General features: G+C 59.8%; 14 protein-coding genes. 7 read left to right on the forward strand and 7 right to left on the reverse strand.

Features of this window, described 5'->3' with window-relative positions; genetic code table 11:
* Nucleotides 1–46: 46 nt before the first annotated feature.
* Both copC and copD read left to right on the forward strand, forming a co-directional pair.
* Nucleotides 47–433, forward strand: a complete 387-nt coding sequence (gene copC / locus AC1Q6I_RS03500) for a copper homeostasis periplasmic binding protein CopC (RefSeq protein WP_069076818.1) — start codon at nt 47–49, stop codon at nt 431–433.
* The gene (gene copD / locus AC1Q6I_RS03505) at nt 430–1,311 is read left to right on the forward strand and encodes a copper homeostasis membrane protein CopD (RefSeq protein WP_069076819.1); all 882 of its coding nucleotides are present in this window, start codon (nt 430–432) and stop codon (nt 1,309–1,311) included. The genes copC and copD overlap by 4 nt, the downstream gene beginning before the upstream one ends.
* Here the strand turns inward: copD and AC1Q6I_RS03510 are convergent.
* The 3 genes from AC1Q6I_RS03510 to AC1Q6I_RS03520 all read right to left on the reverse strand — a co-directional run bounded on the left by AC1Q6I_RS03510 (nt 1,308) and on the right by AC1Q6I_RS03520 (nt 3,349).
* Nucleotides 1,308–2,174, reverse strand: coding sequence for a DUF6279 family lipoprotein (locus AC1Q6I_RS03510; protein WP_102623515.1), 867 nt, complete (start codon nt 2,172–2,174; stop codon nt 1,308–1,310). The two genes, copD and AC1Q6I_RS03510, sit on opposite strands and share 4 nt — an antisense overlap.
* Before the next feature lie 66 nt (nt 2,175–2,240).
* Nucleotides 2,241–2,963, reverse strand: a complete 723-nt coding sequence (locus AC1Q6I_RS03515) for a TorF family putative porin (protein WP_069076820.1) — start codon at nt 2,961–2,963, stop codon at nt 2,241–2,243.
* Nucleotides 2,964–3,169: 206 nt separating this feature from the next.
* Nucleotides 3,170–3,349 (reverse strand): PFL_1563 family small protein, encoded by a 180-nt coding sequence (locus AC1Q6I_RS03520; protein ID WP_003193095.1) that lies wholly within the window; start codon nt 3,347–3,349, stop codon nt 3,170–3,172.
* A 322-nt stretch (nt 3,350–3,671) separates the two neighbouring features.
* Between AC1Q6I_RS03520 and AC1Q6I_RS03525 the strand changes: the two genes are divergently transcribed.
* From AC1Q6I_RS03525 to AC1Q6I_RS03535, 3 genes are all read left to right on the forward strand, one after another.
* On the forward strand, nt 3,672–4,508 hold the full coding sequence (locus tag AC1Q6I_RS03525; RefSeq protein ID WP_010208634.1) for a CvfB family protein: 837 nt from the start codon (nt 3,672–3,674) through the stop codon (nt 4,506–4,508).
* Between the two features lie 113 nt (nt 4,509–4,621).
* On the forward strand, nt 4,622–5,020 hold the full coding sequence (locus AC1Q6I_RS03530) for a DUF2177 family protein (protein ID WP_024076793.1): 399 nt from the start codon (nt 4,622–4,624) through the stop codon (nt 5,018–5,020).
* A gap of 199 nt (nt 5,021–5,219) precedes the next feature.
* Nucleotides 5,220–6,662, forward strand: a complete 1,443-nt coding sequence (locus AC1Q6I_RS03535) for an NCS1 family nucleobase:cation symporter-1 (protein ID WP_102623514.1) — start codon at nt 5,220–5,222, stop codon at nt 6,660–6,662.
* On the opposite strand, the gene AC1Q6I_RS03540 is transcribed toward AC1Q6I_RS03535, so the two are convergent.
* Nucleotides 6,574–7,782, reverse strand: a complete 1,209-nt coding sequence (locus tag AC1Q6I_RS03540; RefSeq protein WP_102623513.1) for an MFS transporter — start codon at nt 7,780–7,782, stop codon at nt 6,574–6,576. The genes AC1Q6I_RS03535 and AC1Q6I_RS03540 overlap by 89 nt on opposite strands.
* Before the next feature lie 103 nt (nt 7,783–7,885).
* Between AC1Q6I_RS03540 and ptrR the strand changes: the two genes are divergently transcribed.
* Nucleotides 7,886–8,779, forward strand: a complete 894-nt coding sequence (gene ptrR / locus AC1Q6I_RS03545) for a putrescine utilization regulator PtrR (RefSeq protein WP_024076790.1) — start codon at nt 7,886–7,888, stop codon at nt 8,777–8,779.
* A 142-nt stretch (nt 8,780–8,921) separates the two neighbouring features.
* The gene (locus AC1Q6I_RS03550; RefSeq protein WP_003193089.1) at nt 8,922–9,044 is read left to right on the forward strand and encodes a PA1414 family protein; all 123 of its coding nucleotides are present in this window, start codon (nt 8,922–8,924) and stop codon (nt 9,042–9,044) included.
* A 72-nt stretch (nt 9,045–9,116) separates the two neighbouring features.
* Here AC1Q6I_RS03550 and AC1Q6I_RS03555 read toward each other — a convergent pair whose 3' ends face one another.
* The 3 genes from AC1Q6I_RS03555 to AC1Q6I_RS03565 form a co-directional block, all read right to left on the reverse strand.
* A complete protein-coding gene (locus AC1Q6I_RS03555) occupies nt 9,117–9,428 on the reverse strand; it encodes a hypothetical protein (RefSeq protein ID WP_024076789.1) in 312 nt (103 codons plus the stop codon).
* 207 nt (nt 9,429–9,635) lie between these two features.
* Nucleotides 9,636–11,018, reverse strand: a complete 1,383-nt coding sequence (locus AC1Q6I_RS03560; protein ID WP_102623512.1) for a sodium:solute symporter family protein — start codon at nt 11,016–11,018, stop codon at nt 9,636–9,638.
* 34 nt (nt 11,019–11,052) lie between these two features.
* A complete protein-coding gene (locus AC1Q6I_RS03565; RefSeq protein WP_102623511.1) occupies nt 11,053–12,564 on the reverse strand; it encodes a purine-cytosine permease family protein in 1,512 nt (503 codons plus the stop codon).
* Between the last annotated feature and the right edge of the window lie 15 nt (nt 12,565–12,579).

Here is a 12,579-nt window from a genome sequence, read left to right on the forward strand (position 1 = left end):
TTCCCTATACCTATAACTCGCCGCCTTGAGCGGCCTGGAGCCTTGCATGTCTCTGTTGAAAACTGCGTTAGCGGGTGGTGCGCTGTGGGCCGGATTAATCCTCAGCCTGCCGGCCGCGGCCCATCCGAAATTGCTCTCGTCCATTCCAGCCGCTGGCACCCAGGGCACGCCGCCCGCGGTCATAGAGCTGCGCTTCTCGGAGAACCTGCTGACGCAGTTTTCCGGCGCCAAGCTGACCATGACCGATATGCCCGGCATGCCCAACTCGCCGATGCCGGTCAAGGCCAGTGTGGCAGCGAGCACCGATCCCAAAGTGATGTTGATCAAGCCGGCTTCCGTGCTGAGCACCGGTACCTATCGGGTTGACTGGCGCGCGGTGTCGTCCGATACGCACCCGATCACCGGTAACGTAGTATTCAGCGTTCAGCCATGAGTGAATTGAGCCAAGTCGCCCTGCGGTTTGCCCTCTATCTTGACCTGATGTTGTTGTTTGGCTTCGGGCTCTTTGGGCTTTACGGGCTGAACGCTTCGCAGCGCACGCTACTGAACTTCAAGAGGCTGATGGGGTGGACGGCGGGCCTGGGGGTGTTGTTGTCCGTGGCGTCGCTGCTGTCCATGACCCAGGCCATGAGTGGTGCCAGCGATTGGCAGGCGTTATGGCCACATTTGCAGATGATGCTCTGGCAGACCGACCTGGGTGTGGCCTGGTGCCTGCGTATCGTGGCGCTGGTCCTGGCAGGGTGTACTACCCGCTTGCTGCCGGCCACGGTGTTGGGGGGCGTCGCGCTCGTGACACTGGTCTGGAGTGGGCACGGCGTGATGCACGAAGGGATGCTGGGCGCGTGGCACATCATCAGCGACGCGGCACATCTGCTGGCTGCGGGAGGCTGGGTCGGGGCGTTGGCGGCGTTTGGGCTGTTGTTGAGGCGCGCATTGTTTCGGGACCGTTATCGCGTCGAGGTGTTGGCCGGAGCACTTGCAGGGTTTGAGCGTATCGGCGCGGGATTCGTCGCGGTGCTGATCGTCACCGGTGGGGTCAATTATCTGTTGGTGGTGGGGCCGAACCTGGACGGCATCAACGGCAGTGTCTACGCGATCCTGTTGGGCCTGAAGCTCGGCGTTTTTAGCTTGATGCTGGGGCTGGCGGCACTCAATCGTTTCCATCTGGTTCCGTTTCTGCAACGGTCCCTGGCGGCGGGCGACACTGCCGCTGCGGGCCGCGTGCTGCGGCGCAGCATGGCCCTGGAGTTCGGCGCGGTGGTATTGATCCTGGGGCTGGTGGCTTGGCTGGGAACCTTGGCGCCGGGCTAGGGTTGCACGCTTTTCAGGCACTTGAGCGCCTGGAAGTCACTGCGGACCTTGTCGATTTTTTGCGAGAGTTTCAGCCGTTGCTGCACTGTGCTTTCAGCCGTCAGATCCACGAGCAGGCTACGGGCAGCTGTTTCAGTCTGGGCGTAGGCGACGCGATACTCTGGAGTCCATAGGCTTTCGCGGTTCACCAGCAATTGCTCGATTTTCTGCGGGAAATCGGTGCCGTCACGGTGTTGCACCGCTTCGATAAATTGCGCCTGCCAGCGGGCGCGGTTGCCGATCCACTGCTGGTTCTGTTCACCCAGGTCGATTGACCAGGTCATCACGCGGTTCTGCTGGCTGGCGCTGAGCGGGCCCATCCAGGTCTCCAGGCGCTTGTTCATGCGCTCGGCGCGTTCCTTGATCTGCTGGGGGAGGGGCGGCTTGAGGTATTCGTCCTGGCGTTTGCGCAGGTCTTTGGCCAGGGCTTGGTTCATGTCCTTGACCTGTTGGTCGTCCAGGCCTTGCAGCAATTGGATCGCTGACGGGGTGACCTGTTGCGCAATCTCGGCAATCGCCTGTTTGGCTTCGACGGTGCGGGTCTGTAGTGCGGCGTCGGTGACCTGGTGGTTGTCGACCATCTGTTGCAGGCGGTCGAGCCAATCCAGATAACCCGGCAGTTGTGTGGTGCAGTGCCAGGCCAGGTGTTCCTTGAGTGTGTCGTTGAACCAGGTCTTTTGCCCGGGGGTCATGTCCAGGTAGTCACTGAGGGTCCAGGGGATGATGACGTCGAGATTACGGTAGGCCAGGCCCACGCGATTGCAGCCGGCGAGCACCAGGCTCAGGGCCAGCAATACCAGCAGAAGTTTGAGCCGTTGCAACATGGGCGGGTCCTTGCGCGGGAGGGGTTAGTGCATGTGAACCCGCGGCAGGCACCACAGTTCAGCCCATCAATAAAACGACCGCGCGGCCTTCAAGGTCAACAGGCCATCGCATTGCGAATTGTGTCCGGAGTAGGCCGAGCAATCGCTGCCGGTAAGGCTGGAGCCGCTGTAGATCAGGTCTAGGTCAATGCCTTTCCAGGCGCGGGAAAACTGCACCGACCAGTCGCTGAAACTGCTGATGGCGCCGCCTTCCACCGACGCTGGCGTACCCAGTTGATGGGTGGTGTACTTCATGCTGACACCAATGCCGAAAGGCTGGGTGCCGCTGAGGTCGGCAAACAGCGTGCTGTCCTGGCGGTCGGGGTCGTTGCTGAAGGATGCACCGAAGCGGTTGCCCAACAGGTTCAGGCCGCCGTAGAACTCCTGGCTGTTCCTGAGGCTGAGCGTGGGGTAGCTGTAGTGGATCAGCCCTACTTCGTAGCCGAGGGTCTGGTCGAAAGGATGTTTGAAGCCCATGTAGGAATCGACCTCGAGGTTGCTGGTCGACGACAGGCCCATGTTCGGGGAAAACTGGCCGATGTACAGACCGCTGTCGTGACTGAGGTCCAGGCCGCCATGGAATGAATCACTGCCGGGCGATGTCGGCTTGACCAGGCCCTGGGCCATGCTGCGGCTGGGGGTGGTGCCCAATTTAAGGTCGAAGTCGCCCAATTCGCGCTGGAAGATCTGCGCTTGGGCAAGCGGGCTGGCGGCCAAGGCACTGACCAGGAAGATATAGGGTTTGAGCATGCTTCACTCCATGAAAAGCGAGGAGCAGTGACGGAAAAATCGGGCAGATGCCCGTGCTAGACGTGTGCAAGCATACCGGCGAATGCCAGGCGATGAGTCCCGTTCGTCGATTAACGTATTAGAGGATCAGGCAGGCGGGTATTTCGGGCTCTAGTCCTAGCGCCTTGAAGGCAAGACGCTTAGGGACCAGGTGCGTTGCGCGGGGGTTACTTCTTGCCCAGGCTGATTTGCTTGGACGGGCCGAAAGTCTGGCCGCTTACGCCCTTGGCAATCTGCTGGATTTCGCCACCGGATTTGAGGAACGCAGCAATCTGGCTGTTGATCGATTCGCTGGTTTCAACGGCGGGAGCTGGCTTTGCTTTGCTGTTGGATGCTTTTACGCGCATGGCGGCCACTAACCTGTAGAAAATTAACTTGGCCAGGCATCGTACAGGAAATACTTGACAATTGCTTGGTAAATATCCCCTTGGAATTATAAGTGGGCTGGAAAATCAGCTGGTTTTAACTTTGCAATAAGCGCCTAACTGACTGTTTTAACTCGTAACGCTGGGGGTGAAATGGCCGTTGTGCCGTGGAGCAATCGAGCCGTTTGATCTGACGAGCGGGGCGCTGCCAGTAGAACGCCATGCCAGCCGCGATTTTTCAGGCGCGCGCGCGTGCTGCACGCAACTCGGGTAGAATGCCGCCCACGCAATGAGGGTATTGGAAATGGCTTTAGTCGGGCGCTACAACAGCTTGCAAGTGGTTAAACACACTAACTTTGGTTTGTACTTGGATGGTGCGCAAGATGGTGAAATCCTCTTGCCTAATCGTTACATCCCCAAAGATATTCCCAGTGAAGATGAAGACTGGCTTAACGTTTTCATCTATCTGGACAGCGATGACAAACTTATCGCCACCACCGAAAAACCGAAAGTTCAAGTCGGCGAATTTGCCAGTTTGAAAGTCGTCGAAGTCAACAGTATTGGTGTGTTCCTTGATTGGGGCTTGCCCAAGGACCTGTTGCTGCCGTATTCGGAAGAAAAGCGCCAGTTGAGCGCCGGTGAATATTGCGTGGTGCACGTCTACCTCGATAAGCACACCAAGCGCATCACGGCGACTGCACGCCTGGATCGTTACCTGGACAAGACGCCGGCCAACTACCAGGTGGGCCAGGAGGTCGATCTGCTGGTGGCCGAAGCCACCGACATGGGTTTCAAGGCGATTATCAACAACAAGCACTGGGGCTTGATTCACAAGAACGAAGTGTTCAAGTTCCTGCGCCCGGGCAAGGAAGAGAAGGGCTTTATCAAGGAGATCCGCGCCGATGGCAATATCAGCCTGAGCCTGCAACCGGTTGGCCAGGAAGCGGCCTCCAGCCTGAACTCGAAGATCCTCGCCAAGTTGCGTGAAAACAACGGCAGCCTGCCGGTCAGCGACAAGAGCGACCCGGCGGTGATCAGCAACTTGTTTGGCGTGAGCAAGGGCAACTTCAAGAAAGCCATTGGTGCACTCTACAAGCAGGGCCAGATTGTGATTCACGCGGATCGCATTGAACTAAGCTGAGTTCGCTTGGCTCTCTGGTAGGAGCGAGCGTGCTCGCGAAAAAGGTACATCCGACGCAGCGATGCGCTTGGAATACATTCGCGAGCAAGCTCGCTCCTACAGAGGTTGTATCAATGTCCAAGACGTCTGTCTTCGCCTACCTCGGCACCTTGTTCGCCTTTCTGGTGCTCGACGGCCTCTGGCTCGGCGTCCTTATGGGCCCGACCTACAAATCCCTGCTGGGCCCACTGATGCTTGATCAGCCTCGCCTGTTGCCCGCCGTGCTGTTCTATCTCCTGTACGCCATCGGTTGCGTGGTCTTGGTGGTCCTTCCCAGCGCAAGCTGGCAACGCGCGGCGCGCCTGGGTGCTTTGCTCGGCCTGGTGGCCTATGGCACCTATGACCTGAGCAATTGGGCCACTTTGCAAGGCTGGTCGGCCGGCTTGGCGGTGATGGACATGGCGTGGGGCACTCTTCTGACCGCGGCGTGCTGCACGGTCGGGCACTTGTGTGCACATCGAGTGCACCGGTGATTGTGTACAGGATTTATGTGCACCGTTGCTGAGCGTCTTGCCAGCCTCTAGCCAAGCATAAATACCTTTGCAACCCCCGCTGCAGGGGGATTGTGTGCTATTGGCACGCATTCTGCTGACTCTATCGTATACAAACCATGCCGCCTCCCGTATGGATCCCGTTACGGCAGCGCAGGCCGGTATTTCGAGGAGCCCAGCGATGACCGAACAATTGCCCAAAGGCTACAGCCCCCGCCTGTATAACCAGGACCTGGGCCCGCAGCCGCAGAAGTGGACCTGGTACAACATCTTCGCGTTCTGGATGAGCGACGTGCACAGCGTCGGTGGCTATGTATTCGCCGCCAGCCTGTTCGCCCTCGGGTTAGCCAGTTGGCAGGTGTTAATCGCCTTGCTCGCGGGTATTTGCATCGTGCAATTGATTGCCAACCTGGTGGCCAAGCCCAGTCAGCAAGCAGCGGTGCCTTATCCGGTCATCTGCCGGCTGGCGTTTGGCGTGTTCGGTGCGAATATTCCTGCGGTGATTCGCGGCCTGATCGCCGTGGCGTGGTATGGCATTCAGACTTATCTGGCGTCCAGTGCCCTGATCATTGTGGTGCTGCGCTTTTTCCCGCAGATGGCCGTGTATGCAGAGCCGCACTTCGCAGGCCTGTCCTACCTTGGCTGGTTGGGTTTTCTGAGCCTGTGGGTGCTGCAGGCGGCCGTGTTCTGGGCCGGCATGGAATCCATCCGCCGTTTTATCGACTGGGCCGGGCCGGTGGTCTACGCGGTGATGTTCGTCCTGGCGGGTTGGATTGTGTGGAAGGCGGGTTGGGCGAATATCAGCTTTACCCTGTCGGAGAAATCCCTGTCGGGCTGGCAGGCGTTTGGCCAGGTCATTGTGGCGACGGCGCTGGTGGTCTCGTATTTCTCCGGGCCGACCCTGAATTTCGGCGACTTCAGCCGCTACTGCCGCAGTATGCATGATGTGCGGCGCGGTAACTTCTGGGGGTTGCCGGTGAATTTCCTGGCGTTCTCCCTGGTCACCGTGGTGATCGTCTCGGGTACCTTGCCGGTGTTTGGCGAAATGCTGCATGACCCGATCGCCACCGTGTCGCGAATCGACAACAGCATGGCCGTGTTGCTGGGGGCCTTTGCCTTTGTGACGGCGACCATTGGCATCAACATCGTTGCCAACTTCGTGTCCCCGGCCTTTGACTTTGCCAACGTCGCGCCAAGCAAGATCAGCTGGCGTGCCGGCGGGATGATCGCGGCGGTGGCGTCGATCTTCATTACGCCGTGGAACTTGTTCAATAACCCGCTGATGATCCACTACACCCTCGACATCCTCGCGGCATTCATCGGGCCGCTGTTCGGGATTCTGCTGGTGGACTTCTACCTGATCAAAAAGCAGAAGATCGATGTGGATGCGCTGTTCGATGACAGCCCCAGCGGGCGCTATTACTTCGACGGCGGTGTGAATTGGACAGCGGTCAAGGCCCTGTTGCCCGCGACGCTGGTGGGTGTCGCGATCACTTTTACCCCAGCCTTGCAGGGCATGGCCAACTTCGCCTGGTTTACCGGCTGCTTCCTGGGTGGGCTGTTTTTCCTGGTGCTGGCGCGGCGTGAGCAGGTTCGTGCGCCGGCACCGTTGGTCGCGGGCTGACCAACACCCCTCCCGCCACTAACAGGCCTGCACCGGCGATCAGCAACGCGGGTTGCAGGCCACCGCTCAGGTGGCTGCTCACCGACGCCAGCAACGGCCCACTCAATTGGCCGATGGCAAAGCTGGCGGTCAGCAGCCCGGTGTTGCGCTGATAGCCGTGGGGCGCAACGTCCCGCAGGCGCGCCATCACCAACTGCATGCAGGCCAGGAAGGGCCCGCCGCACAGCAACACCCCCAGCGCCAGACCCCAACCGTTACCCAGCAGGCAGGCAAATACGCCGGCCGCTTGCAGCCACAACGTGCTCATCAGCCAGCGGCGGGTGGTGTCCGGGTCCTTGCGCCGCAGGCTTGCGACCACCACGCCAATCGCCGCCGCCAAACCAAAGCAGGGCCAGAACAGATCGGCCTGCCAGGCGCCCTTGAATTGCGCGCTGGCCATCTGTGACAGGAACGTCGCCGGAATGATGTAGCCCAGGCCGAACAACACATAGATCCAGCACAGGTGGGTAATGCTGCCGTTGCTGGCTGTGTCGGCGTGGCTTGCAACAGGCGCAGTGACGGCGGACGGCTGAGGCAAGCATGGCAAGATTGCCAGCAGCATCACCAGCGCCACGACGCCATAGACCAGCCACAACGTTGCAGAGCTTTGGCCCAACAGGTTGGAGCCCAACGCCAGCAATCCGGTCAACAGAATCCCCAGCCCTGGCGCGGCGAACACCAGCGCCCCCAGGCGTGCACGTCCAGCGGCAATCGCCAGTGGCTGGCTCAGGCTGGTGATCATCACCAATACCCAGGCACTTGCAACGCCGGTACCGAAGCGCAACAGCAGGTGCGGCCAGAACCCATGTGCCCAGTACGAGGCCAGGGTCAGCAGCACGCACAACCACAGCCCGCCATACAGGCGACCACGCACATGGTGATGGCTACGGGCGAAGATCGAGTCCACCGCTCCCACGAAGTAACCCAGGTAATTGGCGGCGGCGATCAGCCCGGCGCCGGTCAGGTCGATCTGGCCTTCGCTGAGCAGATGGGGCATTTGCGGGGTGAGGGCGAAGCGGCCAATGCCCATGGCCATCATCAGGGCGATAAAGCTGGCGAGTAAGCGGATCAGCGCAGACATGGGCAGGCGTCCTGGACGAAAGCGAATGCCTGTAGGCTAAAGCGGATTGACTTTCTGTAAAAATGAATAATAGTGAGTAACTTGTTCAGTTTTGGAGAAAGGTGTGGAGTTCAGTCAATTGCGCATTTTCCAGGCCGTGGCGGAAGAGGGCTCCATCACCCGCGCTGCCGAGCGCCTGCACCGTGTGCCATCGAACCTGTCGACCCGGCTCAGGCAGATGGAGGAACAGCTCGGCGTCGAGCTGTTTGTGCGCGAACGCCAGCGTTTGCAGCTTTCTCCGGCGGGCAAGGTGTTGCTGGACTACAGCACCCGTCTGCTGGCGCTGCACGATGAAGCCCATGGCGCCGTGCAAGGCGGGCAACCGGCCGGCGACTTTGTACTGGGCAGCATGTACAGCACGGCGGCGGTGCACTTGCCGAAGCTGTTGGCGCGTTATCACAAGGCGTACCCGATGGTGAACTTGCAGGTGCAATCGGCGCCCAGCGGTGAATTGCTCGAAGGGTTGATTACCGGTCGCCTGGATGCTGCTTTTGTGGACGGGCCCATCACCATCGCCTCGTTGGACGGTTTAGCCCTGTGCGAAGAACGCCTGGTGCTGATATGCGAAGCCGATCACCCGCCGGTGCGCGGCCCCCAGGACGTTGCTGGCCGTTCGGTGTTCACTTTCCGACGCAGCTGCGCCTATCGCACGCGCCTGGAAACCTGGTTTTCCCACGAGCACGTCGCCATGGGCCGGGCGATTGAGATCGAGTCTTACCAGGGCATGCTCGCCTGCGTCATCGCCGGTTCTGGTGTGGCCTTGATGTCTGAATCCATGCTCGACAGTCTGCCGGGCAAGGACGGTGTGTCCGTTCATCCGTTGACAGGGCATTTTGCCACTGCGACCACCTGGCTGATGTGGCGAAAGGGTATGCTCGGCGCTAACCTCAATGCATGGATCGACCTGCAGCAAGAGGGCAAGGCCGAGTCCCTGCCAGGCACGCGCGCGATTGCTTGAGCGATCCGTCAGGATTGGGATCGATTCGGTAATAGTTCGTTGTGGTTTCGTTCAAGCAATACGTAGGACTTAGGGCTACTATCAATGTAGGAAAGGGCGACAGAATTTGCGCCTACCCGCATTACCCTCAAAGGGGGCAACCATGAAAGAGAAAATCCAAAATTGGCTCCACGACCTCGGCGTTGCACTGGGCTTGATCGAGCCACCGCTGCAACCGGTGCCGATTCGTACTGATGACGAGCAGCGTCGGCCGCGTCGTCGGTAAGACTTGGGAAGCGCTCACACGAAGCACGTTACGAGCTGTGTGAGCGTTGCGGAGTAAAGGTCTGTATAGGTGTTATTTAGAGCGGGTGATTTTTGTCTTCCCGAAGCTGCGATCATCCTCATTAACCGGGCTGTTTGGGGCGTACTCTCCAACGACGGAAAACTCGCCGGTGTAATTGGGATCGACTTGAAAGTAAATTTCATGAGCGTAGTTGCGGCTTATAGACAGAGGAAAAGCGAGGCTTCCTGTTGCGTTATTGAATAGGAGCCTACATAGGCCGGAGTAGACTTCCACATTTTTTCCGTTCAGATGCACCCTGTCACCGGTTTGCAAGTTGGCGGGTACTGTAGGTCCGGGTGGATGTGAAGCTTTCGGATTTTTCATTTCAACACCTCGTTCCGTAAAGGTAACTATAAGCCCAGCTGTTTCCAGCTTGACATTGCAGTGTCAAGCTAATGCTGCGTTCAGCCTCATATCTACTGTCAGAAATACCAGTCCAGACCAACGGAAACTCCAAAATCCACGCAAAAAAAACGGGTGCAACATCCGACGTCGCACCCGCTGAAGAAACCGCTCTAAACCCGTTATTTCTTACAACGCCCGAGCCACCTCCGCCTCCGGCTGGCGCGACAGCAAGCTCACCAGCACAAAGCTCACCAACGCCACCGCCAGGCTGTAGTAGATCGGCGTGTTCGCATCCAGCCCATCCTTGAACATGAACACCAGCGCCGTCACGAAGCCCAGGGTCATGGACGTGATTGCCCCCGATGTGGTTGCCCGCTTCCAGAAGATCGCGCCGATCAGCGGGATCAGCATGCCACCCACCAGCAGGTTGTAGGCCAGGGTCAGGGCGCTGATCACGTCATTTACCACCAGTGCGATACCCAGCACGACGATACCGGTCAACATTGTGAACAGGCGGTTGATTGCCAGGCTCGATTGTTTACCACCGCGTAAACGTGGCAGCAGGTCTTCGGTCAATACGGTGGCCGCCGCCAGCAAGCCCGCGCTGGCGGTGGACATCATCGCCGCCAGTGCCGCCGCAATCACCAGCCCGCGAATCCCATCCGGCAGCGACGCTTTGACGATCGCCGCAAACGCGTTATTGACGTTATCCAGATCCGGGATCAGCACGTGCGCCGCCATGCCGATCAAGGCACACGCCAGGCCATAGAGGATGCAGTAGAAACCAGCGAAAGTGCCTGCGTACTGGGCGACCTTTTCGTCCCGGGCGGTGAACACCCGCTGCCAGATGTCCTGGCCAATCAGGATGCCGAAGAAGTAGATCATGAAGTAGGTGATGATCGTGTCCCAGCCGATCGTGGTGAAGCTGAAGCTCGATGCTGGCAGCTTGGCCACCAGCTCATCCCAGCCGCCCACGCGGTACAGGCAGATCGGCAGCAGGATAAACATCAGGCCGACGGTCTTGATCACGAACTGCACGATGTCGGTGAGGGTCAGCGACCACATGCCGCCGATGGTCGAATACACCACTACCACGCCACCGCCCAACACCACCGAGATCCAGAACGGCAGGCCAAACAGCACTTGCAGCACCGTGCCGATGGCCAGGATCGAGGTCACGCCGATCATCAGCGCGTAGGCCAGCATGATCACCGCACTGGCCTGGCGAGCCATGGGGTTGTAGCGTTTTTCCAGGACCTGGGTCACGGTGAAGATCTTCAGCTTCAACAGCGGCTTGGCCAAAAACAGGTTCAGCGCGATGATCCCCATGCCCAATGCGGCACACAGCCAGAAGCCAGAGATGCCGTGCACATAGCCCAGGCGCACGGTACCGACGGTGGACGCGCCGCCCAGTACCGTGGCGGCCATGGTGCCCATGTACAGCGATGGCCCCAGGTTACGCCCGGCCACCAGGTAGTCTTCGTGAGTCTTGGCGCGGCGCATGCCGTAGTAGCCGAGCACAAGCATGCCGGCGGCGTAGATGAGTACGACGAATAAATCCAAAGCCATGACGGCGAGTCTCCGATTATCTTTTTTATTGGGGTCAGGCGGTCTGTTGCTGCGCTGATTGCGCGCGCGCGTCAGTGCGCTGGCTGCGAGGGTCCGTTGGCCCATAGACGGCAGCCGGTTCCGGGAACAGGCGAAGCAAGGTCAGGTACACCACCGAGGCCAGCCCCAGCGTCACCGGCAGGCTGATATCGATACCCTCGGCCAAGTTGCCCAGCGGCCCGACAAACTGCCCAGGCAAGTTGACGAAGCACAGGCCCACCAGCGCACTCGGGATCCAGGCTCCCAGCCCGCGCCAGTTCCAGCCATGGCTGAACCAGTAGCGGCCACCGGTTTCGCCGCGGGTGAACACCTGCAGGTCATCCGGGCAGTAGAAGCCTCGGCGTACGATCAGGCCGATGATCATCATCACCATCCACGGCGTGGTGCAGGTGATGATCAGCACGGCGAAGGTCGACACGCTTTGCACCAGGTTGGCGGCGAAACGTCCGATAAAGATGAAGGCAATCGACATCACCCCGATCAGCAGCGTGGCCTTGACCCGCGACAAAACGCGCGGAAACACGCTGGACATGTCCAGCCCGGTGCCATACAGCGACGTGGTGCCGGTGGACATGCCGCCGATCACTGCAATCAGGCACACCGGCAGGAAGAACCAGCTAGGTGCCACCGCCAGCAAGCCGCCGACATAGTTGTTGGCCGCGATGTAGTCCGGCGCCTTGATCGCCACGATGGTCGCGGTAGCCAGGCCAAACAGGAACGGAATCAAGGTGGCGACCTGCGCCAGGACCACGGCCAGCATGATCCGGCCCTTCGGGGTTTCCCGCGGGATATAGCGCGACCAGTCACCCAGGAACGCCCCGAAGGAGATCGGGTTGCTCATGGCCACCAGCGCGGCGCCGATAAAGGCCGCCCAGAAACCGCTCTGGCCCATCGCGACGGTGCCGGCGAAGTGGCTGTCGAAGGTTGGCGCGAACGCGAAGATGCCCAGCAGGAACAGCAGGCTCGCCGCCCACACGGCAATGCGGTTGACCCACAGCATGAAGCGAAAGCCGTAGATGCACACCGTCAGTACGAGAACAGCGAATACGCCGTAGGCCAGGCCCAGGGTCAGGTCGGTTTCCGGCAGGCCGATCAGGCGTTTCGCACCGCCGACCAGGGCATCGCCGGAACTCCACACCGACAGTGAGAAGAACGCAATCGCGGTCAGCAATGACAAAAACGAACCGACAATTCGCCCATGCACGCCAAAGTGCGCGCCGGAAGACACGGCGTTATTGGTGCCATTGATCGGCCCGAACAGGCCCATGGGCGCCAAAATCACGGCCCCCACCAGCACGCCCAGCACAATCGCCCAGACCCCAGCCTGGAACGACAAGCCGAACAACACCGGAAAGGAACCCAGCACGGCGGTGGCAAAGGTATTGGCACCGCCGAAGATCAGGCGAAACAGATCCTTGGGCCCCGCGGTACGTTCGTGGTCCGGGATCTGTTCGACCCCGTTGGTTTCTATTTTGCGAATACTGTTGTCGTTGTTTTTATTATTCATGATCAGCTCCGATCA

Source organism: Pseudomonas sp. MPR-R2A5 (assembly GCF_058793055.1).